General features: G+C 65.8%; 16 protein-coding genes. 9 read left to right on the top strand and 7 right to left on the bottom strand.

Features of this window, described 5'->3' with window-relative positions:
* The first annotated feature begins 56 nt into the window (after positions 1-56).
* Positions 57-704 (top strand): peptide-methionine (S)-S-oxide reductase MsrA, encoded by a 648-nt coding sequence (msrA, locus tag E8F11_RS07620; RefSeq protein WP_280288230.1) that lies wholly within the window; start codon positions 57-59, stop codon positions 702-704.
* 128 nt (positions 705-832) lie between these two features.
* Here msrA and E8F11_RS07615 read toward each other — a convergent pair whose 3' ends face one another.
* Entirely contained in the window at positions 833-1,675 is an 843-nt protein-coding gene (locus E8F11_RS07615) for a 23S rRNA (adenine(2030)-N(6))-methyltransferase RlmJ (RefSeq protein ID WP_280288229.1), read from the bottom strand.
* Positions 1,676-1,811: 136 nt separating this feature from the next.
* On the opposite strand from E8F11_RS07615, the gene E8F11_RS07610 reads away from it, so the two are divergent.
* The 4 genes from E8F11_RS07610 (at position 1,812) to selO (ending at position 10,636) form a co-directional block, all read left to right on the top strand.
* Complete coding sequence (locus E8F11_RS07610) at positions 1,812-3,614, top strand: acyl-CoA dehydrogenase (RefSeq protein ID WP_280288228.1); 1,803 nt, start codon at positions 1,812-1,814, stop codon at positions 3,612-3,614.
* A gap of 255 nt (positions 3,615-3,869) precedes the next feature.
* The gene (locus E8F11_RS07605; protein WP_280288227.1) at positions 3,870-5,612 is read left to right on the top strand and encodes a potassium/proton antiporter; all 1,743 of its coding nucleotides are present in this window, start codon (positions 3,870-3,872) and stop codon (positions 5,610-5,612) included.
* Positions 5,613-5,792: 180 nt separating this feature from the next.
* A complete protein-coding gene (mscK, locus tag E8F11_RS07600; protein WP_280288279.1) occupies positions 5,793-9,122 on the top strand; it encodes a mechanosensitive channel MscK in 3,330 nt (1,109 codons plus the stop codon).
* Positions 9,123-9,175: 53 nt separating this feature from the next.
* Complete coding sequence (selO, locus tag E8F11_RS07595; RefSeq protein WP_280288226.1) at positions 9,176-10,636, top strand: protein adenylyltransferase SelO; 1,461 nt, start codon at positions 9,176-9,178, stop codon at positions 10,634-10,636.
* A gap of 110 nt (positions 10,637-10,746) precedes the next feature.
* Here the strand turns inward: selO and E8F11_RS07590 are convergent, their stop codons facing one another.
* Entirely contained in the window at positions 10,747-11,442 is a 696-nt protein-coding gene (locus E8F11_RS07590; RefSeq protein WP_280288278.1) for an amino acid racemase, read from the bottom strand.
* Between the two features lie 249 nt (positions 11,443-11,691).
* Between E8F11_RS07590 and E8F11_RS07585 the strand changes: the two genes are divergently transcribed.
* The 4 genes from E8F11_RS07585 (at position 11,692) to E8F11_RS07570 (ending at position 14,687) form a co-directional block, all read left to right on the top strand.
* Complete coding sequence (locus E8F11_RS07585) at positions 11,692-12,666, top strand: sulfite exporter TauE/SafE family protein (RefSeq protein ID WP_280288225.1); 975 nt, start codon at positions 11,692-11,694, stop codon at positions 12,664-12,666.
* 69 nt (positions 12,667-12,735) lie between these two features.
* Positions 12,736-13,170: a thioredoxin TrxC gene (trxC, locus tag E8F11_RS07580; RefSeq protein ID WP_280288224.1), complete on the top strand. Its 435-nt coding sequence runs from the start codon at positions 12,736-12,738 to the stop codon at positions 13,168-13,170.
* Positions 13,171-13,345: 175 nt separating this feature from the next.
* The gene (locus E8F11_RS07575; RefSeq protein ID WP_280288223.1) at positions 13,346-13,789 is read left to right on the top strand and encodes a YiiD C-terminal domain-containing protein; all 444 of its coding nucleotides are present in this window, start codon (positions 13,346-13,348) and stop codon (positions 13,787-13,789) included.
* A 73-nt stretch (positions 13,790-13,862) separates the two neighbouring features.
* Positions 13,863-14,687: a universal stress protein gene (locus tag E8F11_RS07570; RefSeq protein ID WP_280288222.1), complete on the top strand. Its 825-nt coding sequence runs from the start codon at positions 13,863-13,865 to the stop codon at positions 14,685-14,687.
* A 75-nt stretch (positions 14,688-14,762) separates the two neighbouring features.
* Here E8F11_RS07570 and E8F11_RS07565 read toward each other — a convergent pair whose 3' ends face one another.
* The 5 genes from E8F11_RS07565 to E8F11_RS07545 all read right to left on the bottom strand — a co-directional run bounded on the left by E8F11_RS07565 (position 14,763) and on the right by E8F11_RS07545 (position 24,648).
* Positions 14,763-15,527, bottom strand: a complete 765-nt coding sequence (locus E8F11_RS07565) for a ParA family protein (protein WP_280288221.1) — start codon at positions 15,525-15,527, stop codon at positions 14,763-14,765.
* A 117-nt stretch (positions 15,528-15,644) separates the two neighbouring features.
* Positions 15,645-16,712: a uroporphyrinogen decarboxylase gene (gene hemE / locus E8F11_RS07560; protein WP_280288220.1), complete on the bottom strand. Its 1,068-nt coding sequence runs from the start codon at positions 16,710-16,712 to the stop codon at positions 15,645-15,647.
* A 118-nt stretch (positions 16,713-16,830) separates the two neighbouring features.
* A complete protein-coding gene (locus E8F11_RS07555) occupies positions 16,831-18,249 on the bottom strand; it encodes an FAD-dependent oxidoreductase (protein ID WP_280288219.1) in 1,419 nt (472 codons plus the stop codon).
* 36 nt (positions 18,250-18,285) lie between these two features.
* Positions 18,286-22,731, bottom strand: coding sequence for a glutamate synthase large subunit (gltB, locus tag E8F11_RS07550; protein WP_280288218.1), 4,446 nt, complete (start codon positions 22,729-22,731; stop codon positions 18,286-18,288).
* A 252-nt stretch (positions 22,732-22,983) separates the two neighbouring features.
* Complete coding sequence (locus tag E8F11_RS07545; protein WP_280288217.1) at positions 22,984-24,648, bottom strand: AAA family ATPase; 1,665 nt, start codon at positions 24,646-24,648, stop codon at positions 22,984-22,986.

Genomic DNA, 24,648 nt, shown 5'->3' with positions numbered 1-24,648 from the left:
AGGCCGCCAAGTCGAGGTAACATCGGGGCTTCCCGCCACCAACCAGGAGAAGGCTGATGGTCCTGCGTTCGCAAATACTCGCCCACAAGCTCGAACTACCCGGCGCTGGCCAGGCCCTGCCCGGCCGCGAAACCCCGATGCCGGTGCCCGACAGCCACTACGTCAACGGCCGCCCGCTTCACGGCCCCTTCCCAGCCGGTCTGCAGATGGCACAGTTCGGCCTGGGCTGCTTCTGGGGCGCCGAACGGCGTTTCTGGCAGCAACCCGGTGTCTGGACCACGGCCGTGGGCTATGCCGGCGGCTTCACGCCGAACCCCACCTATGACGAAGTCTGTTCAGGCCTGACCGGGCACACCGAAGCGGTGCTGGTGGTGTTCGACCCGCAACAGACCAGTTTCGAAGAGTTGCTGCGGGTGTTCTGGGAAGCGCACAACCCGACCCAGGGCATGCGCCAGGGCAATGACGTCGGCACCCAGTACCGCTCGGCCATCTACTGCTACGACCCGGCCCAACTGGCCGCTGCCCGCGCCAGCCAGGCGCGCTTTCAGGACGAATTGCAGAAGGCCGGTTACGGCGCCATCACCACCGAGATCGGGGAAGCGCCTGCCTTCTATTACGCCGAGGCCTACCACCAGCAGTACCTGGCGAAGAACCCCGGCGGCTACTGCGGCCTGGGCGGCACCGGGGTCTGCCTGCCGGCCTGACATCGAGCTCTGAGTAGGATGGGTGGAGCGGAGCGATACCCATCAGGACCTGGCGATGGGTATCGTTCCGCTCACGGAACGCCGCCCGCCCCATCCTACGGCCGGCCCCTGCATTCAGATTCAGGCGCTCAGCTGCCCTCGGCAATCAACCAATCCAGCTGCCAGCCGCCCTGGCTCTGCGCCAGGCGCTCGGCCAACCAGGGCAGGACCTGGCGCAGCTCTTCCTCTATGCCCCACGGCGGGTTGGCGATGGCCAGCCCGGAGCCGTTCAGGCCGAGTGCATTGTCCGCCGCATGCACCCGCAGCTCCACCCGCAGCAGCTTGGGCGCGCCACTGGCCTGCAGGCCCTGATAGAAACGCTTGAGCTGGCGCTGGTCCTTGATCGGGTACCAGATGGCCACGACCGTCTGGCGCATCCGGCCTATGGCCTCCTGCAGCGCGGTGACGCAGCGCTCCAGTTCGTCGGCCTTCTCGAAGGGCGGGTCGATCAGCATCAGCGCGCGCTTCTCCGCCACCGGCAGCAGCGCCCGCGGCAGGTGCCAGCCCTCGCCCAGATGCACGGCGACGCGGCGGTCGCCGGCCATGTTGTCCCGCAGCAGTTGGCCGTCTTCCGGGTGTTTCTCGTTCAGCTGCAGGCGGTCCTGGGGCCGCGTCAGGCGCCGCGCCAGCTCCGGCGAACCGGGGTAGTAGCGCAGGCGGCCATCCGGATTCAGCTCGCGGATCACCTGCAGGTAGTCGGCCATTGGCGCCGGCAACTCGGCCAGATCCCAGAGCCGGCCGATGCCCTCGCGCCATTCGTCGGTGCGGCCGGCCTGCTCGCCCAGCAGGTCATAGAGACCGACGCCGGCGTGGCTGTCGAGGTAGGCGAAGGGCGCCTCCTTGCGTGACAGCAGGGCGATCAGACGGGCCAGGGTGAAATGTTTGAGCACATCGGCATGGTTGCCGGCGTGGAAGGCATGGCGGTAATTCATAGTGGGTCCTCGCGAGGTGCGCAGTTTACCAGTCGACGCCCCACCGCGGCTGCACCCCCTTTATCACGCACATCGATGTTGCTAGGCGCCCTACATTCACCGATCTAGACTCGGACAATCCCACCGGAGAGCCACCATGTCCGAGACCCTGCTCAGTTCCCGCAACCTGGCCTTCGAACTCTACGAAGTCCTGGACGCCGAAGCCCTGACCCAGCGCGAGCGTTTCGCCGAGCACAACCGCGAAACCTTCGACGCCGCCCTGGGCACCGCCCGCAGCATCGCCGAGAAGTTCTTCGCCCCGCACAACCGCAAGGGCGACGAGCAGGAGCCAGAGTACGTGGATGGCGCCGCCACTCTGATCCCGGAGGTGAAGCCCGCCGTCGACGCCTTCCTCGAGGCCGGCTTCCTCAACGCTACCCGCAGCTTCGAGCAAGGCGGCATGCAGCTGCCAACCTTGCTGTCGCAGGCCTGCTTCGCGCATTTCCAGTCGGCCAACGTCGGCAGCTCCGCCTATCCTTTCCTGACCATGGGCGCGGCCAACCTGATCGAGAGCTTCGGTAGCATCGATCAGAAGCAGCGCTTCCTCCAGCCGATGATCGAAGGCCGCTTCTTCGGCACCATGGCGCTGACCGAACCCCATGCCGGCTCGTCCCTCTCGGACATCCGCACCCGCGCCGAACCGGCCGGCGACGGCACCTACCGGATCAAAGGCAACAAGATCTTCATTTCCGGCGGCGACCACCCGCTGTCGGAGAACATCGTGCACATGGTCCTGGCCAAGCTGCCGGACGCGCCGCCCGGGGTGAAGGGCATCTCCCTGTTCATCGTGCCCAAGTTCCTGGTCAACGAAGACGGCTCCCCGGGCCAGCGCAACGACGTGATCCTGGCCGGCCTGTTCCACAAGATGGGCTACCGCGGCACCACTTCCACTGCGCTGAACTTCGGCGATAACGGCAACTGCGTCGGCTATCTGGTGGGCAAGCCTCACGCCGGCCTGTCCTACATGTTCCAGATGATGAACGAGGCACGCATCGGCGTCGGCATGGGTGCGGTGATGCTCGGCTACGCCGGCTACCTCTATTCCCTGGAGTACGCCCGCGAGCGTCCCCAGGGCCGCCTGCCCGATGGCAAGGACCCGACCTCGCCCCAGGTGTCGATCATCCAGCACGCCGACGTGCGGCGCATGCTGCTGACCCAGAAGGCCTATGTGGAAGGCGCCTTCGACCTCGGCCTGTACGCGGCGCGCCTGTTCGACGACACCCAGACCCTGGCAACGGAGGAGGAGCGGCAACAGGCCCATGAACTGCTCGACCTGCTCACCCCCATCGTCAAATCCTGGCCGTCGGAGTTCTGCCTCAAGGCCAACGAGCTGGCGATCCAGATCCTCGGCGGCCACGGCTATACCCGCGAATACCCGGTGGAGCAGTACTACCGCGATAACCGCCTGAACCCTATCCACGAGGGCACCCACGGCATCCAGTCCCTCGACCTGCTGGGCCGCAAGCTGGCGCAGAACAAGGGCGCCGGCCTCAAGCAACTGACCCGGCTGATCAACGAATGCTGCCAGCGCGCTGCCGAATACGAGTCGCTGGCCGCCCTGCGCCAGCCTCTGGAACAGCTGATGACCCGCCTCTCCAGCGTCACCCTGGGCCTGCTGGGCGACCTGATGCAGGGCAAGGTCAGCCAGGCACTGGCCAACTCGGCGCTTTACCTCAAGGTGTTCGGCCACGCCGTGATCGGCTGGCGCTGGCTGGAGCAGGCGATCCGCGCCGAGGAAGGCCTGGCCCGCGGCAATCCGGCCGATGCCGACTTCTACAAGGGCAAGCTGCAGGCGGCGCGCTACTTCCTCACCTGGGAAGTGCCGGGCTGCCACCACGAACTGGCCCTGCTCGAAACCCGCGACGACACCTGCCTGGCGATGCAAGACAACTGGTTCTGACCCTTTTTCAGGGTTCTTCACGCCCCGCGCACATGCGGGGCTTTTTTATGGGCGCGCCCCCAGGCTCCAACGCACACCAGCCCTCCATGGAAGGCCCGGGGAACCCATAGCCAATACACCCTTCCAATGGCCTTCCCACCCCTGGCAGGAACCCTGCATGAAATCTTGCAGAGCCTCGCCATTGGCAGGTTAGAATTCCTCGGCATGCGCCCCTGCATGCCGTTGTCCCTCCCCCCGACATGCAAGGAGCCACCAGTGGATGCCACCACCGTCAATAGCCTGTTCCTGATCGGCGCGGTGCTGGTAGGCATGAGTATCCTGGTCAGCGCCTTCGGGTCGCGCTTCGGCGTCCCCATCCTCGTCGTGTTCCTGGTGGTCGGCATGCTGGCCGGCAGCGACGGCCCCGGCGGCATCGTCTTCAACAACTATTCCCAGGCCTACCTGGTAGGCAACCTGGCGCTGGCCATCATCCTTCTCGATGGCGGCATGCGAACCCGCGCGGCCACCTTCCGCGTGGCGCTCTGGCCCTCGCTATCCATGGCCACCATCGGCGTACTGGTCACTGCCGGGCTGACCGGTGTCGCCGCTACCTGGCTGTTCAATCTCAGTACCCTGGAAGGCCTGCTGATCGGCGCGATAGTCGGCTCCACCGATGCCGCGGCGGTGTTCAGCCTGCTCGGCGGGCGCGGCCTCAACGAGCGGGTCAGCGCCACCCTGGAGATCGAATCGGGCAGCAACGATCCGATGGCAGTGTTTCTCACCGTAACCCTGATCGAGATGCTCGCCACCGGCCAGACCGGATTCAGCTGGACCTTCGTCGTCCACATCATTCAGCAGTTCGGCATCGGCACCCTGCTGGGCTTTGCCGGCGGCTGGCTGATGCTTCAGCTGATCAACCGCCTGACTCTGGCCAACGGTCTCTATCCCCTGCTGGTGGTGGCCGGCGGCATCCTGGTGTTCGCCGTGACCAACGCCGTGCACGGCAGCGGCATCCTGGCCGTCTACCTATTCGGCCTGTTTCTCGGCAACCGGCCGATCCGCTCGCGCCACGGAATCCTGCACATGCTCGACGGGCTCACCTGGCTGGCGCAGATCGGCATGTTCCTCGTGCTCGGGCTGCTGGTGACGCCCCACGAGCTGTTTCCGATCATCCTGCCGGCCTTGGGCCTGGCCCTGTGGATGATCGTCTTTGCCCGGCCGCTGTCGGTCTTCCTCGGGCTGCTGCCCTTCCGCGCCTTCCACGACCGCGAAAAAGCCTTCATCGCCTGGGTCGGCCTGCGCGGCGCGGTACCCATCATTCTCGCGGTGTTCCCGCTGATGGCCGGACTGCCCAATGCCCAGCTGTTCTTCAACGTGGCCTTCTTCATCGTGCTGGTCTCTCTGCTGCTGCAGGGAACCAGCCTGCCCTGGGCGGCCAAGCTGCTGCGGGTGACGGTACCGCCGGAGCCGGCGCCCATCTCTCGCGCGGGGCTGGAGGTCCACGCCACCAGCGAGTGGGAGCTGTTCGTCTACCGCCTGGGCGCCGAGAAATGGTGCATAGGCGCCGCCCTGCGCGAGCTGAAGATGCCCGACGGCACCCGCATCGCCGCGCTGTTCCGCGGCAAGGAGCTGCTGCACCCATCGGGCAGCACCACCCTGGAAGCCGGCGACATCCTCTGCGTGGTCGGCCACGAGCATGACCTGCCGGCCCTCGGCAAGCTGTTCAGCCAGGCACCGCAACGCGGGCTGGACCTGCGCTTCTTCGGCGACTTCGTGCTGGAAGGCGATGCCCAGCTCTCGGCCGTCGCCTCGCTCTACGGCCTCAAGCTCGGCGACCAGGACGGCCACCAGGCCCTGGGCCGCTTCATCGCCCACGAAATCGGCGGCGAGCCGGTGGTGGGCGACCAGGTGGAGTGGAACGGCCTGACCTGGACCGTTGCTCTGATGGAAGGGAACAAGGTGCGCAAAGTGGGCGTCAAATTCCCCGAAGGTCAGGGTCGCCCAGGGCTGTTCCTCTAAGGAAATGCGCCTGGGACGGCCTTTTCCGGGCCATCCCGGAACCTGCAGGCCCCCGCCATGGAACCCATGGGTTCGCCCCAGTGCGAACCGAGATCACAACCGCTCGTGCCGGGCAGCCCCCTAACGGCCGCCCTGGCATATCATTAGCCGCATTTGAACCCGAGCTGCCCGATCGCGATGATTGCTTCCTTGCGCACCTTTCTCGTTGCCACCCTGCTGGGCCTCTGCCTGACGCCCGCCTACCTGCATGCCGCGCCTCCGGTGGGCGTCCCCAAGCCGGCCGCCGCGCCAGCCGAGGGCAAGGCCGCCGAGGGCGAGACCCAGGCCAAACCCTCCATCGAGGAGCAGACCAAGTCCTTCCTCGCCAGCCAGGCGGAAAGCCAGCAGAGCCTCACCAACCTCAAGCGCCAGCTGAACGACGCACCGAAGCTGATCACTGAAGCCCAGCGCGAGTTGACGCGGCTCAAGGGCAACCAGCCAGTGCCGGTCAAGGAGCGCAATGGCAAGTCCGAGCTGCCTCAACTGGAGCAGTTGCTGGAACAGCGCAGCAACGAGCTGGCCAACCTGCAGAAGGCCCTGGCCGATGCCAATAGCCTGATCGTCACCTCACAGACCCGCCCGGAGCGGGCCCAGGCCGAGATCAGCAGCAACCAGACGCGTATCCCGCAGATCAACAATATCCTCAAGACCGGCAAGGACGCCGGCAAGTCCATCAGCGAAGAGCAGCGCACCCTGCTTAACGCCGAACAGGCCTCTCTGGTCGCCCTGACCGAACTGCGCCGCGAGGAGCTGGCCGGCAACAGCCTGCTGCAGGACCTCGGCAACGCCCGCCGCGACCTGCTGGTGGAGCGCATCCGGCGCCTGGAGCAGGAAACCCTGGACCTGCAGTCGCTGATCAACGAGATGCGCCGGGAAAGCTCGGAGCAGACCGTGGCGGAGCTCTCCCGCGAAGCCGGCAAGGCCACGCCGGACAGCCTGTTGGCAAAGGAAAGCGCCATCAATCTGAAGATGTCCGACTACCTGCTGCGTGCCACGGACCGCCTCAATGAGCTGACCCGGCAGAACCTGCAGACCCGGCAGCAGCTGGACAACCTCAGCCAGGCCGACCAGGCCCTGGAAGAGCAGATCAGCGTGCTCAAGGGCAGCCTGCTGCTGGCCAAGATCCTCTACCAGCAGAAGCAGGCGCTGCCCCAGCTCGACCTGGACAACAACCTCGCCGACGAGATCGCTGACATCCGCCTCTATCAGTTCGAGCTGAACCAGCAGCGCGACCAGCTGAGCAATCCCCAGGGCTATGTCGACGGCCTGCTGGCCGAGCAGCCCCCGGAGCAGGTAGCGCCGGAACTGCGCGCCACCCTGACGGACCTCGTCACCACCCGGGGCGAACTGCTCGACCGCCTCAGCCGTGAGCTGAACACCCTGCTGAACGAATCCATCACCCTGCAGCTCAACCAGAAGCAGCTGCAGGAAACCTCAAAGGCCATGCGCAACACCCTCGACGAGCAGATGTTCTGGATTCCCAGCAACAAGCCGCTGGACCTGAACTGGCTGAAATCCGCCCCGCACCTCCTGGAACGCCAGTTGGCCGAAATGCCTTGGGGCGCGGGCGTGCGCGAGCTGGGCGAAGGCCTGTTGGACCGCCCCTGGCTGTTCCTCCCGCTGCTGCTGGTGATCGGCGCCTTGCTGTGGAAGCGGCGTTACCTCCACGACCGTCTCAAGGAGCTCAACCAGGACGTCGGCCACTTCAAGCGCGACAGCCAGCTGCACACCCCGCTGGCACTCTTCCTCACGGTGCTGCTGGCGCTGCCGGTGAGCCTGTTCCTCGCCCTCGGCGGCTTCGCCCTGCAGATCGACGCCCGCGGCCAGAATGCCACCCTGGGCGCCGCCCTGATGGAAATGGCCCAGGCCTGGATGGTGTTCTACACCCTCTACCGCATACTCGCCCCCGGCGGCATCGCCGAGCTGCACTTCCGCTGGGACCGCCCGCAGGTGGCCTTCCTGCGCAGCCAGATCCGCCGCCTCGGCGGCGTGGTCATGGCCCTGGTGGCCATAGTCACAGTGGCCGAGCACCAGCCCGCGGCGCTTGCCGACGACATCATCGGCATCATCGTCGTGCTCAGCTGCTACGCCCTGATGACCCTGGTGCTGAGCAATCTGCTGCTGGCCGAGCCGATGCGCGAACAGACCTCGCCCTTCCGCCTGCTCATCGGTGTCGGTTTCACCCTGCTGCCGCTGGCCTTCATAGTCGCGGTAGGCTTCGGCTACTACTACACCTCGCTCAAGCTCACCGACCGCCTGATCAACACCCTCTACCTGGTGATGCTGATGTTGCTGATCGAGGCCGCCTTCGTCCGCGGCCTGGGTGTAGCCGCGCGGCGCCTGGCCTACCAGCGCGTGCTCGCCAAACGCCAGGCGCAGACCAAGGAGAACGCCGAAGGTGAAGAAGTAGTGGTGGAAGAGCCGACCCTCGATATCGAGAAGGTCAACGACCAATCGCTGCGCCTGATCCGCCTGGCCCTGCTCGGCATTTTCCTCGCCGCCATGTACCTGGTCTGGGCCGACCTGATCAGCGTCTTCGCCTACCTCGACCAGGTCACCCTCTACCAGTACTCCAGCGGTACCGGCGATGCCTCCACCCTGGTGCCCATCAGCTTGCTCGACGTGCTCGGCGCGCTGATCATCGCCGGCATCACCACGGCCCTGGCGCGCAACCTGCCGGGCCTTCTGGAAGTACTGGTGCTGTCGCGACTGACCCTGGCCCAGGGCAGCTCCTACGCCACCACCACGCTGCTGTCCTATGCCATCGCCGGCATCGGTTTCGTCACCGCCCTGTCCACCCTCGGGGTCAGCTGGGACAAGCTGCAATGGCTGGTGGCGGCCCTGTCCGTGGGTATCGGCTTCGGCATGCAGGCGATCTTCGCCAACTTCATTTCCGGCCTGATCCTGCTGTTCGAGCGCCCGGTGCGTATCGGCGACCTGGTGACCATCGGCACGGTGACCGGTACGGTGAACCGCATCCGCATCCGCGCCACGCACATCACCGACAGCGACCGCAAGGAAGTGATAGTGCCGAACCAGACCTTCCTCACCAGCCAGTTGATCAACTGGACCCTGACCGACACCGTCACCCGCATCGTGCTGGTGTACAACGTCAACCGCGGCGCCGACCTGGAGCTGGTACGCAAGCTGCTGCTGCAGGCCACCCAGGAGAACACGCGCGTACTGCGCGACCCGCCGCCCACCGTGCAGTTGAAGACCTACGGCGCCAGCACCCTGGAGCACGAACTGAAGATCTACGTGCGCGAGCTGGGCGACCGCGGCCTGGCCACCGACGAGCTGAACCGGCGCATCGACCAGCTGTTCCAGGACCACGACATCAACATCTCCACGACACCGTCGATGAACGTCACCCTCAGCCGCAAGATCGAGAAGCACGCCGAAGCTGAGGCCGAGGTCGAAGTCGAAGCGGTGCCGGCCAAGGAAAAGGCGCCGGAGCCGGAGGTCAGGTGAGCCATATGTCCCCTGCCCTTCCAGCCACGATGGCGGCATGACAAGCTGAGCCCATGAAGAAACTCGACGAGTTGCAGTTCGACAACCGCTTCGCCCGCCTGGGCGACGCCTTTTCCACCGAGGTGCTGCCCGAGCCCATCGCCGAGCCGCGCCTGGTGGTGGCGAGCCCGGCAGCCATGGCGCTGCTCGACCTGGACCCGGCCGAGGCCGACAGCCAGGTCTTCGCCGAGCTGTTCGCCGGGCACAAGCTCTGGTCCGAGGCCGAACCTCGGGCGATGGTCTATTCCGGGCACCAGTTCGGCGTCTACAACCCGCGACTGGGCGATGGCCGCGGCCTGCTGCTGGGCGAGGTGGTCAATGACGCCGGCGAGCACTGGGACCTGCACCTCAAGGGCGCGGGGCAGACACCCTACTCGCGCATGGGTGATGGCCGCGCAGTGCTGCGCAGCTCGATTCGCGAATTCCTCGCCAGCGAGCACCTGCACGCCCTCGGCATCCCCACCAGCCGCGCCCTATGCGTGACCGGCTCCAGCTCCCCGGTGTACCGGGAAACCCGCGAGACCGGGGCCATGCTCCTGCGCCTGGCGCGCAGCCATGTGCGCTTCGGCCACTTCGAATACTTCTACTACACGCGCCAGCACGAACAGCTGGAGGCCCTCGGCCGCCACGTCCTCGAATGCCATTTCCCCGAATGCCTGGAGCAGGAACAGCCCTGGGCGTCCTTCTTCCGTGAAGTGCTGGAGCGCAACGCCGAGCTGATCGCCCTCTGGCAGGCCTACGGCTTCTGCCACGGGGTGATGAACACCGATAACATGTCCATCCTCGGCATCACCTTCGACTACGGGCCCTACGCCTTCCTCGACGACTTCGACGCCAACCACATCTGCAACCATTCCGACGACGGCGGCCGCTACAGCTTCAGCAACCAGGTGCCGATCGCCCACTGGAACCTGGCGGCACTGGCCCAGGCACTGACGCCTTTCGTCGAGGTGGAAGCCCTGCGGGAAACCCTCAACCTCTTCCTGCCGCTCTACCAGGCCCACTACCTGGACCTGATGCGCCGGCGCCTGGGCTTCACCTCGGCCCTCGATCAGGACGAAGCCCTGGTGCAGCGCCTGCTGCAACTGATGCAGGGCAGCGCGGTGGACTACAACCAGTTCTTTCGCCGCCTGGGCACCGATGCAGCGGAGGCGGCGCTGCGCAAGTTGCGGGAAGATTTCGTCGACCTGGCCGGCTTCGACGCCTGGGCCGCCGACTACCAGGCCCGCGCGGCGCTGGACGGCGATGACCAGGATTCACGCCGCGCACGCATGCACGCGGTGAATCCCAAGTACGTCCTGCGCAACTACCTGGCCCAACGCGCTATCGAGGCGGCCCAGCAGGGCGACTACGCCGAGGTGCGCCAGCTGCACGCCGTGCTTTCTCGTCCCTTTGACGAACAACCGGGCATGGAACGCTATGCCGAACGCCCGCCGGAATGGGGCAAGCACCTGGAAATCAGCTGCTCGTCCTGACCGGGAACGGTATTACCTGTAGGGGCGAATTCATTCGCCAAGGGTCGCGCAGCGGCCCCGCGGAAGCCCACAGGGCAGGCCTACGGCCTGCTTGGCGAATGAATTCGCCCCTACACGCCCAGCATCCACTCCAGCCCCATCGCCACATGCCGCTCGGCACTGTCCACCAGCGGCAGCGGCGAGTCGCAGCCGTCCAGCAGCAGGCCGATCTCGGTGCAGCCGAGGATCGCCGCCTGGGCGCCCTGGGCCTTCAGCAGCGTCAACTGGTCGAGATAGAAAGCCTGGGCGGCCGGCAGGAACCGACCTACGCAAAGCTCCTGGAAGATGACTCGGTCGATTTCCGCCATCGCGGCGGTGTCGGGCACCCGTACCTGGATGCCGAAGCGGCGGTCCAGGCGCTCACGGTAGAAATCTTCCTGCATGGTGAAGCGCGTGCCGAGCAGGGCCGCACGTTCGATGCCCCGTTCCTGCAGCGCCAGGCCGACGGCATCGCCTATATGGAGCAGCGGGATATCCACAGCGCCCTCGATGGCCGCAGCCACCTTGTGCATGGTGTTGGTGGCCAGCAGCAGCGCCGTCGCGCCGGCGCCCTGCAGGCCCCGCGCGGCTTCGGCCAGCACCTGGCCGGCGGCGTGCCACTCGCCGGCCTTCTGCTGCGCGGCGATCTGTGCGAAGTCCACTGAGTGCAGCAGCAGGGGCGCTGAATGCAGCCCGCCAAGGCGTTCGCGCACGCCGCGATTGAGCAGTTGGTAGTAGGTGACGGTGGATTCCCAGCTCATTCCGCCTAGCACGCCCAAGGTCCGCATCAACGCCCTCTCCTCCGATTGCAAAGCCCCAGCCTAGCCCAGGCCGGCCGCAGGTCGGGAATACAGTTGCAGGTCAACCCGGGGATACAGCTGAGCCAGCCTTTTCCCACGGCAGGGAGGCCAATTTCACTTACTAAATGGAATATAAACCTGCAGAAATCTTCTTAGACTCTCTAAGCAAAGCGGATTATCTTCGCGGCCTGCTTATTCCAGCCTGTTCTACCACCCACTGTCAGGCGCCGTGCCCGCATGAAGATTCGCAATCTCGACCTCAGCCAGAGTTCGATCAACACCGAACACGAAGCACTGCGGATCCCGCCAGTCGAAGATTTCGTCTCGCATCCCGACGACCACCCCGTCCTGCGAGCCGCGATGTGGGTTGCCGTGCTGATCCTGGTCGGTCTGCTGAGCTTCCTCGCCTGGCGCCTGTTCTTCGACAACGGCGGCGGCAACGGCTTCGAGATCATCGAGAACGCACTGACCAGCAAGGGCTTCTGGAGCGCGGTGGCGGTGGGCTTCTTCGCCCAGGTCATCGATGGCGCGCTGGGCATGGCCTACGGCATCACGGCCACCACCTTCCTGCTCAGCGCCGGGGCCACTCCGGCTGCTGCGAGCGCCAGTGTGCACATCGCCGAAGTGTTCACCACCGGCCTGTCGGGCATTTCCCACGTCAAGCTGGGCAACGTCAACAAGTCCCTGTTCCTGCGTCTACTGCTGCCCGGCATCATTGGTGCCATCCTCGGCGCCGTGCTGATCACCCAGTTCGACGGCGCCGCGCTCAAGCCTTTCATCTCCGCCTACCTGCTGCTGATGGGCCTGTACATCCTGAGCAAGGCCTACCGCCACGTGGCCAAGCGCCGCGCGCCCAACCACGTCGCCAAGCTGGCGCTGTTCGGCGGCTTCGTCGATGCAGCCGGCGGCGGTGGCTGGGGTCCGGTGGTTACCAGCAGCCTGATCGGCTCGGGCAGCGATCCGCGTACCACCATCGGTTCGGTCAACTTCGCCGAGTTCTTCCTGACCATCTCCAGCGCCACCTCCTTCATCCTCCTGGCCGGTGAGCCGGACACCTGGAAGATGGTCGCCGGCCTGGTCTTCGGTGGCCTGTTCGCCGCGCCCTTCGCCGCCCTGCTGTGCAAGAAGCTGTCATCGCGCACCCTGCTGATCATCGTCGGCTGCCTGATCACCCTGATCAGTTCCTACAACATCTTCATGGCCCTGCGCTAAGGGCCATTGCGGGTTGATATCCGCCCGGCGCGACTCCAGATCTGTGGAGTCCGCCACTGGAGCCCCGAGATGACCGACCCGCTGATGATCCCCTGCGCGCAGTGCGCGGGCCTCAATCGCATTCCCGCCGCCCGCCTGGGTGATTCGCCGCGTTGCGGCCACTGCAAGGCCGCGGTACTGCCCGCCGCGCCCTTCGACCTGAACGAGGCCAGCTTCGCCAAACAGCTGCGCGGCGACCTGCCGCTGCTGGTGGACGTCTGGGCAGACTGGTGCGGCCCCTGCAAGGCCTTCGCACCTACTTACCAACAAGCCGCAAGCCAACTCCAGGGCCGCTGCCGCCTGGGCAAGCTGGACAGCGAGGCCAACCGCCAGTTGGCCGGACAGCTGAACATCCGCTCCATCCCCACCCTGATCCTGTTCAAGGGCGGCGTCGAAGTCGCCCGCCAGAGCGGCGCCCTGCCGCTGCCGCAGCTGCTGGCCTGGCTGGGCTCCCAAGGCATCTGATTGTCCCTGTAGGAGCGAGCTTGCTCGCGAAGCCTCACTGCGGGGCCCCATTCGCGAGCAGAGCACGCCACTAAGCGAGACGATGAGCGCTTCGGTCAGCCCCGCTGGCCGTCCCGGTCATTGCCGGCAGCGCCCAGGGCGCTAGGCTCTAGCCATCCGCCGACTGGAGCCCGCCATGTCCATGCCCATCGAACTGGTCCGCCAACTGACCGAGGAACAGATCGCCTTCGTCAGACGCAGCGGCCTCAAGGCCGAAATCCTGGAACAGGGCCATGTGCGCCTGCGCATGCCCCTGGAAAGCAACCAGAACCACATAGGCACCCTCTACGCCGGCGCGCTCTTCACCCTGGCCGAGATGCCCGGGGGTGCGCTCTTTCTCACCAGTTTCGACAGCCGCCGCTTCTATCCCATCGTCAAGGAAATGAACCTGCGCTTCCGTCGACCGGCCAAAAGCGACATCACCGTAGAGGCACGCCTGGGCGAGGAAGAAATTGCCCGCATCCAGCAGGAGGCCGAAGCCAATGGCAAGGCCGACTACGTGCTCGAGCTGCAACTGCTGGACGCCACGGGCGAAGTGGTGGCCGAAAGCCGCGGGCTCTACCAGATGCGGACGCACTGACCGGCATTGCCCTGGATCAAACTGCCGCTCGACGAAAGGCCGCAAAGTGGGAGCCCCAGAGGAGCTCCCCACCATGTACAAGCACATCCTGGTCGCCCATGACCTCAGCCGCGAGGCGGACATCGCCCTGCGCCGCGCCGTCCAGCTCGCCCGCCAGCACGACGCGCGCCTCTCCCTGCTGCACGTGCTCGAAGACCACCTACCCAATGCCGTCCAGGGTAGCCTGCGCGACGCCGCCCAGCAGCACTTCGGCGAGCGCCTGGCGCAATTGGGCGCCGAGGACTGCCAGCTGCTCCTGCGCAAGGGCCGCCCAGCGCAGCAAATCCTCGAAGAGATGATCGACAGTCGCGCTGACCTGCTGGCAATAGGCCGACACCACCACAACGCACCGGAGCTGTTCATCGGCACCACCCTTGAGCGCGTCGCCCGCCATCTGGGCGCACCGCTGCTGCTGGTGGTCGGCGAACAGCCGGACGAGCCCTACCGAGAGGCCGCCGTGGCACTGGACTTCTCCCTCTGCGCCTGCGACGCCCTGCGCAAGGGCAGCACACTGCTGCCCGGCGAGGCCCGCCTGACCGCCTTGAACGTACTGGAGCTGGGCGGCCGCCTGCTGTCGAAGGGCGGCAGCCCGGCCGACTTCCTGGCGACCCAGAAGGAGCTGCTCGGCAAGCTGCTGGAGGACGAACTGGCGGGCCTGGCCGGCCGGATACCGGAGGTGGGGCTGGAAGTGGTGCGCGGTGCCCTGCCCAAGGCCCTGGACGACGCCATCGCCGACCAGCGTCCACAACTGCTGGCCCTGGGCAGCCACGGCCGCAGCCTGATCTCCCAGGCTCTACTGGGCAGCCTGGCCCTGCGCTACCTGCAGAACCCGCCCTGCGACCTGTTGCTGGTCAAATAGGCTGAAGGCTGAAGGCTGAACGAACTACACCCGATCGAGCCTTTTCGTCCAGCCTCCAGCGCTCTTAATCGGCTTTCAGCTTTCCAGCAGATCGTGCAGTTCGACGAACTGCTGGGTCAGCTTGTGGCGGGGCTCCAGGAAGATCAGCGGCTTGCAGGCCTGGTGCGACTCGCGCATCTTCACCGACATCATCAGGTTCACCGGCAGCACCGGCAGCCCCTCCTCCAGCAACTCGTCCAGCAGTTGCTGGGGCAACGAGGCCCGCGGCTGGAACTGGTTGACCACGATACCCTCCACTTCCAGGCCTTCGTTGTGGTCCTCTTTCAGCTCCTCGATCTCGGCCAGCAGGCCGTAGAGGGCATTTCGGGAAAAGCTGTCGCAGTCGAAGGGAATCAGGCAACGATCAGCCGCGATCAGCGCGGAAACCGTATAGAAATTGAGCGCCGGCGGCGTATCCAGGTAGATCCGCTCGTAGTCCTCGCCCAGATCGTCCAGCAGTTTGCGCAGCTTGTTGATCTTGTGCTTGGCCTCGAGTTTTGGCTGCAGATCGGCCAGCTCTGCCGTGGCGGTCACCACGTGCAGGTTGTCGTAAGGGGTTTCGTAGATATCCACCTTGCCCTTGCGGAAGGCGGTGGCCGACAGCGTCTGTTTGAAGAAGTCGGCGATCCCCATGGGGATGTCTTCACCGGTCAGGCCGGTGAGGTAGTGAGTGGAGTTGGCCTGGGCGTCGAGGTCGATCAGCAGGGTGCGATAGCCCTGCGAAGCACTCACTGCCGCCAGGTTGCAGGCGATGCTGGACTTGCCCACGCCACCTTTCTGATTGAACACCACTCGCCGCATCGCACACCTCCCCGATCCTGATAAGTACCGGATTCTATGCAATGCCCGTGATAAGGGCGAGGTGGAATGCATGTCCCCGGCACAAAGAGAAAGGGCCGCTTGCGCGGCCCCTCTTGCTTACCCGTGATACTGCGCCGACAGCTCGTGCACCGCCTCGAAGAACGCGCCGGCGTGGGCCGGGTCGACTTCCGGGGTGATGCCGTGGCCGAGGTTGAACACATGGCCGGAGCCCTTGCCGTAGGCGGCGAGGATGCGCCCCACCTCGGCGCGGATGGCGGCCGGGTTGGCATAGAGGACCGAGGGGTCCATGTTGCCCTGCAGGGCGACCTTGTCGCCGACACGGGCGCGGGCGCTGCCGATGTCGCAGGTCCAGTCCAGACCCAGGGCCTCGGCGCCGGTGTCGGCCATGGACTCCAGCCAGAGGCCGCCGCCCTTGGTGAAGAGGATCACCGGCACGCGGCGACCGTCGTGCTCGCGGATCAGGCCGTCGACGATCTGCTTCATGTAGGCCAGGGAGAATTCCTGGTAGGCCGCCGCCGACAGGCTGCCGCCCCAGGAGTCGAAGATCTGCACCGCCTGGGCACCGGCCTTGATCTGGCCGTTGAGATAGGCGGTGACCGCCTGGGCCAGCTTGTCCAGCAGGGCATGCATGGCCTGGGGATTGTCGTAGAGCATCGCCTTGGACTTGCGGAAGTCGCGGCTGGAGCCGCCTTCGACCATGTAGGTGGCCAGGGTCCAGGGGCTGCCGGAGAATCCGATCAGTGGCACACGGCCGTTCAGCTCACGGCGGATCGTGCGCACGGCGTCCATCACGTAGCCCAGGTCCTTCTCCGCGTCGGGGATCGGCAGGGCGTCGATATCGGCCAGGCTGCTTACCACTTTCTTGAAGCGCGGACCTTCGCCGGTCTCGAAGTACAGGCCCTGGCCCATGGCATCGGGGATAGTAAGGATGTCGGAGAACAGGATGGCCGCATCCAGCTGCGGGTAGCGGTCCAGCGGCTGCACCGTGACTTCGCAGGCCAGCTCGGGGTTCTTCATCAGGCTGACGAAGTCGCCCGCCTTGGCGCGAGTGGCGCGGTACTCCGGCAGGTAACGACCGGCCTGGCGCATCATCCAGACGGGAGTGACATCGACTGGCTGCTTCAGCAGCGCGCGGAGGAAACGGTCGTTCTTCAGGGCGGTCATGGCAGGATTCCAGCAAAAAAGTGCGGGCATTTTCGCAAAGCCCAACGCAAAAGGCACGGCGAGTGCCGTGCCTTTTGTCCATCGCGACGAATTGACGCGTCGCGTCGGCGGGGGCGCCTCAGACCTGAAGGTAGTCGAGGATGCCTTCGGCGGCCGTGCGGCCCTCGAAGATCGCCGTCACCACCAGATCGGAACCACGGACCATGTCGCCACCGGCGAAGATCTTCGGGTTGCTGGTCTGGTGCTTGAACTCGGCAGCGGCAGGCGCCACGACGCGGCCCTGGCTGTCGGTCTGCACCTGGTGCTGGTCGAACCAGGGCGCCGGACTCGGGCGGAAACCGAAGGCGATCAGCACGGCTTCCGCCGGGATGATCTCCTCGGAGCCCGGAATCGGCTCGGGGCTGCGACGACCACGGGCATCCGGCTCGCCGAGACGGGTCTCGACCACCTTCACGCCTTCCACCTTGTCCTCGCCGACGATGGCGATGGGCTGGCGGTTGAAGAGGAACTTCACGCCCTCTTCCTTGGCGTTCTTCACCTCTTTGCGCGAGCCGGGCATGTTCTCTTCGTCACGGCGGTAGGCACAGGTAACGGCCTTGGCGCCCTGGCGGATCGACGTGCGGTTGCAGTCCATCGCGGTGTCGCCACCACCCAGGATCACGACCTTCTTGCCCTTCATGTCGACGAAGTCCTCGGCGGATTTCTCGAATCCGAGGTTGCGGTTGACGTTGGCGATCAGGAAGTCCAGCGCATCGTGCACACCCGGCAGGTCCTCGCCCGGGAAGCCGCCCTTCATGTAGGTGTAGGTACCCATGCCCATGAACACGGCATCGTACTCATCGAGCAGTTGCTCCATGGTCACGTCCTTGCCGATCTCGGTGTTCAGGCGGAACTCGATGCCCATGCCGGCGAAGACTTCGCGACGACGGCTCATCACGGTCTTTTCCAGCTTGAACTCGGGGATGCCGAAGGTCAGCAGGCCGCCGATCTCCGGGTTCCTGTCGAACACCACCGGGGTCACGCCGTTGCGCACCAGGACGTCGGCGCAGCCCAGGCCCGCCGGGCCGGCACCGATCACCGCGACACGCTTGCCGGTCGGCTTGACCTTGGACATGTCCGGACGCCAGCCCATGGCGAAGGCGGTATCGGTGATGTACTTCTCCACCGAGCCGATGGTCACCGCGCCGAAGCCGTCGTTGAGGGTGCAGGCACCTTCGCAGAGTCGGTCCTGCGGGCACACCCGGCCGCAGACTTCCGGCAGGGTGTTGGTCTGGTGTGACAGCTCGGCAGCGGCCAGGATGTTGCCTTCCGAAACCAGCTTCAGCCAGTTCGGAATGAAGTTGTGCACCGGGCACTTCCACTCGCAATACGGGTTGCCGCAGCCGAGGCAGCGGTGAGCCTGGTCAGCCGCTTGCTGCGGCTTGAACAGGTCATGGATCTCGACGAATTCCTTCTTGCGCTGGCGCAACAGTTTCTTCTTCGGATCCTTGCGCCCGACCTCGATGAACTGGAAGTCGTTGTTCAGACGTTCAGTCATTAAAAAAACCTCATCAAACCACTTCAGGCGCTGTTGTCATTGCGGGTTGGCACGGGTGCTGGAGAGCAGCGAAGCGAGGCTCGCGGCCTTCGGCTTGACCAGCCAGAACTTGCGCAGGTAATCGTCCAGGTTTTCCAGCAGGTGGGCACCCCAGTCGCTGGAGGTCTCCTTGACGTACTCCACCAGCACGCCGTGCAGGTGGCTGCGGTAGGCCTCCATGGCCTCGTTGCTGATGCGCTGGATTTCCACCAGTTCGTGGTTGACCCGGTCGACGAAGCTGTTGTCCATGTCGAGCACGTAGGCGAAGCCGCCGGTCATGCCCGAGCCGAAGTTGTAGCCCGTCTTGCCGAGAACGCAGACGAAACCGCCGGTCATGTACTCGCAGCAGTGGTCACCAGTGCCTTCCACAACGGTGTGGGCACCGGAGTTGCGCACCGCGAAGCGCTCGCCTGCGGTACCCGCGGCGAACAGCTTGCCGCCGGTGGCGCCGTAGAGGCAGGTGTTGCCGATGATGGCCGACTCCTGGCTCTTGAACGGGCTGCCTTTCGGCGGGGTGATGACCACTTTGCCGCCGGTCATGCCCTTGCCCACGTAGTCGTTGGCGTCGCCTTCGAGGTAGAGGTTCAGGCCGCCGGCGTTCCACACGCCGAAGCTCTGGCCGGCGGTGCCGCGGAAGCGGAAGGTCACCGGGGTGTCCTTCATGCCCTGGTTGCCATGGCGGCGGGCGATCTCGCCGGATACCCGCGCGCCGATGGAACGGTCGCAGTTGCAGATTTCCAGGTCGTAGACGCCGCCGGTCTTGCCTTCGACGGCGCCCTTGGCCAGGTCCCACATCTTCTCGGCCAGCAGGCCCGGGTCGAAGGGCGGGTTCTTTTCCACTTCACAGAACTGCGGCTTGTCGGCCGGGACGTGCGCGCTGCCGAGCAGCGGGCTGAGATCCAGGTGGCCCTGCTTCTCGGTGTCGCCGGGGAGCAGTTCCAGCAGGTCGGTGCGGCCGATCAGCTCGCCGAGGCTGCGTACGCCCAGCTTGGCCAGCCATTCGCGGGTTTCTTCGGCGATGTAGGTGAAGAAGTTCACCACCATGTCGACGGTGCCGATGAAGTGGTCCTTGCGCAGCTTGTCGTTCTGGGTGGCAACGCCGGTGGCGCAGTTGTTCAGGTGGCAGATGCGCAGGTACTTGCAGCCCAGGGCGATCATCGGCGCGGTGCCGAAGCCGAAGCTCTCGGCCCCGAGGATGGCTGCCTTGATCACATCGAGGCCGGTCTTCAGGCCGCCGTCGGTCTGCACCCGCACCTTGCCGCGCAGGTCGTTGCCGCGCAGGGTCTGGTGGGTTTCGGCCAGGCCGAGTTCCCAGGGGCTGCCGGCGTACTTGATGGAGGTCAGCGGGGAAGCGCCGGTACCACCGTCGTAGCCGGAGATGGTGATCAGGTCGGCGTAGGCCTTGGCCACGCCGGCGGCGATGGTGCCGACGCCCGCTTCAGCCACCAGCTTCACCGATACCAGGGCCTGCGGGTTGACCTGCTTGAGGTCATAGATCAGCTGGGCCAGGTCTTCGATGGAGTAGATGTCGTGGTGCGGCGGCGGCGAGATCAGGGTCACGCCGGGCACGGCATAGCGCAGGCGGGCGATCAGGCCGTTGACCTTGCCGCCGGGCAGCTGGCCGCCTTCGCCGGGCTTGGCGCCCTGGGCCACCTTGATCTGCAGCACTTCGGCGTTGACCAGGTACTCCGGGGTGACGCCGAAGCGGCCGGTGGCCACCTGCTTGATCTTGGAACTCTTCACGGTGCCGTAGCGTGCCGGGTCTTCACCGCCCTCACCGGAGTTGGAGCGGCCGCCCAGGCGGTTCATGGCCTCGGCCAGGGCCTCGTGGGCCTCGGGGGAGAGCGCGCCCAGGGAAATACCCGCGGCGTCGAAGCGCTTGAAGATGGACTCCAGCGGCTCGATTTCCTCCAGCGGCAGCGCCTGCGCGGCGGTCTTCACCTTGAGCAGGTCGCGCAGCATCGACACCGGACGGTTGTCCACCAGGGCGGTGTATTCCTTGAACTTCTCGTAGTTGCCCTGCTGCACGGCGGCCTGCAGGGTGTTCACCACGTCCGGGTTGTACGCGTGGTACTCGCCGCCGTAGACGAACTTCAGCAGGCCACCCTGCTGGATGGCCTTGCGGTTGTTCCAGGCTTCATTGGCCAGCAGCTTCTGCTCGGACTCGATGTCGACGAAGCGCGCGCCCTTGATGCGGCTGGCGACGCCACGGAAGCTGAGCTCGACCACTTCCTCGGACAGGCCCACAGCTTCGAACAGCTGCGCGCCACGGTAGGAAGCGATGGTGGAGATGCCCATCTTCGAGAGAATCTTCAACAGGCCTTTGGAGATGCCCTTGCGGTAGTGCTTGAAGACTTCGTACAGGTCGCCCAGCACTTCGCCGGTGCGGATCAGGTCGGCCAGTACTTCATAGGCGAGGAAGGGGTAGACGGCGGAGGCGCCGAAGCCCACCAGCACGGCGAAGTGGTGCGGGTCGCGGGCGGTGGCGGTCTCGACCAGGATGTTGCAGTCGCAACGCAGGCCCTTCTCCACCAGGCGGTGGTGCACGGCGCCGACAGCCAGGGAGGCGTGGGCCGGCAGCTTGCCCGGGGCGATGTGACGATCGGTCAGCACCAGCAGGGACTTGCCGGAACGCACGGCCTCTTCGGCCTGGTCGGCGAAGTTGCGCACGGCCGCTTCGAGGCCGAGGCTCTCGTCGTAGTTGAGGTCGATGATGTGCCGCTCGAAGCCCGGGCGGTCCAGGCTCATCAGGGCACTCCATTTGGCCGGGGAGATCACCGGGCTGCTGAGGATCACGCGGGTGGCGTGGTCCGGCGACTCGCTGAAGATGTTGCGCTCGGCGCCGAGGCAGATCTCCAGGGACATGACGATGGCTTCGCGCAGCGGGTCGATCGGCGGGTTGGTGACCTGCGCGAACTGCTGGCGGAAATAGTCGTAGGTCGAACGCACGCGCTGGGAGAGCACGGCCATGGGGGTGTCGTCGCCCATGGAGCCGACCGCTTCCTGGCCCTGCTCGGCCAGCGGGCGCAGTACCTGGTCACGCTCCTCGAAGGTGACCTGGAACATCTTCATGTACTGCTTGAGCTGGTCGCTGTCGTAGCTGGCCACGCCGTGGTCGTCGTCCAGCTTGGCCTGGATGCGCACGGCGCTCTGGCGCAGCCACTGCTTGTAGGGATGGCGCGACTTCAGGCGGTTGTCGATGTCCTCGGTGTTGAGGATCTGGCCGGTCTCGGTGTCCACCGCGAGGATCTGGCCCGGGCCGACACGGCCCTTCGCGAGCACGTCTTCGGGCTTGTAGTCCCACACGCCGATTTCCGAGGCGAGGGTGATGTAGCCGTTCTTGGTGGTGACCCAGCGGGCCGGGCGCAGGCCATTGCGGTCGAGCAGGCACACGGCATAGCGGCCGTCGGTGAGCACGACGCCGGCGGGGCCGTCCCAGGGCTCCATGTGCATGGAGTTGTATTCGTAGAAGGCACGCAGGTCGGCATCCATGGTTTCCATGTTCTGCCAGGCCGGCGGGATGATCATGCGCACGCCACGGAACAGGTCGATGCCACCGGTGACCATCAGCTCCAGCATGTTGTCCATGCTCGAGGAGTCGGAGCCCACGCGGTTGACCAGCGGGCCCAGTTCGTCGATGTCGGGCAGCTGCTCATTGGCGAACTTGGTGCGACGGGCCACCGCCCAGTTGCGGTTGCCGGTGATGGTGTTGATCTCGCCGTTATGGGCGAGGAAGCGGAAGGGCTGCGCCAGCGGCCACTTCGGCAGGGTGTTGGTGGAGAAGCGCTGGTGGAAGACGCAGATGGCGGTCTGCAGGCGCTCGTCACCCAGGTCCGGGTAGAACTGCTGCAGGTCAGCCGGCATCATCAGGCCTTTGTAGATGATGGTCTTGTGCGACAGGCTGCAGATGTAGTGCTCGACGTCCCCGGCGTTGGCCACGGAGGAGCGGCGACGGGCGCTGAACAGCTTGACCGCCATTTCCTGGTCGCTGAGGCCTTCGCCACCGACGAACACCTGCTCGATCTGCGGCAGGCGCTCCAGGGCCAGGCGGCCGAGGACGCTGGTGTCCACCGGGACCTTGCGCCAGCCGACCAACTGCAGGCCGGCGGCCAGGATCTCGCGATTCATGTTTTCGCGGGCCACTTCGGCGCGGGCCGGATCCTGGTTGAAGAAGACCATGCCGACGGCATACTGGGCCGGCAGTTCAACCGCGAAGGTCTCTTTGGCGACCGCACGCAGGAACAGGTCAGGCTTCTGGATCAACAGACCGCAACCGTCGCCGGTCTTGCCGTCGGCGTTGATGCCGCCGCGGTGGGTCATGCAGGTCAGGGCTTCGATGGCGGTTTGCAAAAGATGGTGGCTTGCCTCGCCCTGCATATGGGCGATCAAGCCGAAACCGCAGTTATCCTTGAATTCATCAGGATGGTACAGACCTGCTTTCATAGGGGAACTCTCACCAGGGTTGCCTTCAGAAAAGGCAGAATTGCTTTGTAATTCAACTCCTTACCATACGCGCTGGACGAGCCGCCAGCTTTTGCGTAGGGCAAAGGGAGGTCATTGTACATAGCCCCTTGGTCGACCACAAATCTTAGTGGCCAACCAGTGAAAGTCGATGTCGCAAAAATGAATGAATGAACCAGGCGGTCGTGCTAGCGACTGCCTGGTCAGAAGGCGAGGAAGCAGGCTCGCGTGGGACTAGCGAGCCATCTCCTGCTGGATGCTGGCGAAGGTTTTCGGCCAGGGTTTACCAGCCTGGACCTTGGCCGGCAAGGCCTTGATCGCAGCCAGGGCGGCATCGCGGCTGGCAAAATTGCCATAGGTGACCACATAGAGCGCCTTGCCCTGGTGCTGCTTCTTGAAGTAGCGGTACTGGCCGCCATTCTGCTGCACGAATGCCTTGGCGCTGCTCTCCGAGCTGGTGCCCAGGACCTGCAGGGCGAAATGACCACCCGACTGACTGCGGTACCAGCCACCGCCGGCACCGCCACCGGCTCCAGTGGCCGCCGGCGCAGGGGCAGACTTGGCTGCAGGAACAGGCTTGGCCGCAGCCTGGGTCGGCGCGGGCGCTGGTTTGACAGCGGGCGTCGGAGCGGAAGCAGCAGGCTTGGGCGCGGCGACCGGAGCGGCCGGCGCGACAGGTGCCGAGGCAATGGGCTGCACCGGCTTGGGCAGCGGCTGCGCCGATGCGATCGGCTCGACAGGCGTGGTCGCCGGACCAGCCGGGACGCCCTGGGGCGGCGCGATGCTGGTGACCGTGGGCGGCACGCTCGCAGCTGCCCCTTCGGGCGCGGGCGCATCTTCCGGTTCGCCCTGGCCAGCGGCCTGGGCCAGCGGCTCGCGGATCACCGGCTGCGCCTCGCCCACCAGCGGCAGGGGTAGCGGCTGCGAGGAACCGGCGAATTCGACAGCAGGCGAGCCCGAGTCGCCCTCGGCGGCCTGACCGGCAGGAGCCTGGGCCTGCCCCATGGGCAGCTGGGCAGTGGCCGGCGCAGTCTCCGCACCGCCCTCGTTACGCCCCTGCATCATCCAGGCAGCGATCACGCCGACACCCACCACCGCCAGGGCCAGCAGGTGCTTCTTCGGCAGGCTGAAGCCGGCACCAGTCTTTCGGGCGGAGCCACGCTGGGCGAGCATGGCTTCGATCAGCAGGTCGCGGGCGATCTGGTTGATCGAGCCCGGCCAGCCACCGGACTGCAGGTGGATCTCAGCCACCTGGTCATTGCTCAGCAGCTCCACGTCGCGCCCGGCGCCCTCGAGGCGCTGGGCGAGGTATTCGCGGGTTTCTTCCTGCGTATATGGCTGCAACTCGATGACGTGGAAACGCTCCTCGCCCTCGACCAGCGCATCCAGGCGCGCCAGCAGGGCGTCCTCGCCGAACAGGAAGACGTGGGGACGCGCCTCGACGCTGCCCTCGGCCAGGGCCAGCAGGCTGTCGAGAGAGGCGTCATCCAGTTCCTCGGCATCGTCGACCAGCAGGTAGACCTCCTGGCCGGTAAGGGCCAGCTGGGCGATCTGGGCAAGGATCGACTGCAGGTCGGCCTGGGTCACGTTCAGGCCCTGGGCGATCTGCCGCAGCAGGCCACCGGCCTCGACGGAACTGCGCGCCGACACCACCAGGCTTTGCACCGCCTGCTTGTTGGTGCTGGCAACCAGCGCCTGGCGCAGCAGGGTCTTGCCGCTGCCGTGAGGACCACTCACCACCAGCATCAGCTGGCTGTAGCGCGCCAGGTGGTGCAACTGGCCAAGTACCGGCTTGCGCTGGGCCGGGAAGAACTTGAAACCGGGCACCCGCGCGGCGAACGGATCATGGGTGAACTGGTAATGACCGAGGTAGGCCTCGTCGGCGTGCAGGCTGCTCAT

The sequence above is a fragment of the Pseudomonas sp. BN417 genome, assembly GCF_029871205.1.
Lineage (GTDB): Bacteria > Pseudomonadota > Gammaproteobacteria > Pseudomonadales > Pseudomonadaceae > Metapseudomonas.
This window is presented reverse-complemented; position numbering and strand designations above follow the sequence as displayed.

Excerpts from the sequence above, each read along its gene's own strand:
- gltB (WP_280288218.1), bottom strand. The coding sequence starts at position 22,731 with ATGAAAGCAGGTCTGTACCATCCTGATGAATTCAAGGATAACTGCGGT.
- E8F11_RS07585 (WP_280288225.1), top strand. The coding sequence starts at position 11,692 with ATGAAGATTCGCAATCTCGACCTCAGCCAGAGTTCGATCAACACCGAA.
- selO (WP_280288226.1), top strand. The coding sequence starts at position 9,176 with ATGAAGAAACTCGACGAGTTGCAGTTCGACAACCGCTTCGCCCGCCTG.
- hemE (WP_280288220.1), bottom strand. The coding sequence starts at position 16,712 with ATGACCGCCCTGAAGAACGACCGTTTCCTCCGCGCGCTGCTGAAGCAG.
- trxC (WP_280288224.1), top strand. The coding sequence starts at position 12,736 with ATGACCGACCCGCTGATGATCCCCTGCGCGCAGTGCGCGGGCCTCAAT.
- E8F11_RS07555 (WP_280288219.1), bottom strand. The coding sequence starts at position 18,249 with ATGACTGAACGTCTGAACAACGACTTCCAGTTCATCGAGGTCGGGCGC.
- E8F11_RS07545 (WP_280288217.1), bottom strand. The coding sequence starts at position 24,648 with ATGAGCAGCCTGCACGCCGACGAGGCCTACCTCGGTCATTACCAGTTC.
- E8F11_RS07610 (WP_280288228.1), top strand. The coding sequence starts at position 1,812 with ATGTCCGAGACCCTGCTCAGTTCCCGCAACCTGGCCTTCGAACTCTAC.
- E8F11_RS07575 (WP_280288223.1), top strand. The coding sequence starts at position 13,346 with ATGTCCATGCCCATCGAACTGGTCCGCCAACTGACCGAGGAACAGATC.
- E8F11_RS07615 (WP_280288229.1), bottom strand. The coding sequence starts at position 1,675 with ATGAATTACCGCCATGCCTTCCACGCCGGCAACCATGCCGATGTGCTC.
- msrA (WP_280288230.1), top strand. The coding sequence starts at position 57 with ATGGTCCTGCGTTCGCAAATACTCGCCCACAAGCTCGAACTACCCGGC.
- E8F11_RS07565 (WP_280288221.1), bottom strand. The coding sequence starts at position 15,527 with ATGCGGCGAGTGGTGTTCAATCAGAAAGGTGGCGTGGGCAAGTCCAGC.
- E8F11_RS07590 (WP_280288278.1), bottom strand. The coding sequence starts at position 11,442 with ATGCGGACCTTGGGCGTGCTAGGCGGAATGAGCTGGGAATCCACCGTC.
- E8F11_RS07570 (WP_280288222.1), top strand. The coding sequence starts at position 13,863 with ATGTACAAGCACATCCTGGTCGCCCATGACCTCAGCCGCGAGGCGGAC.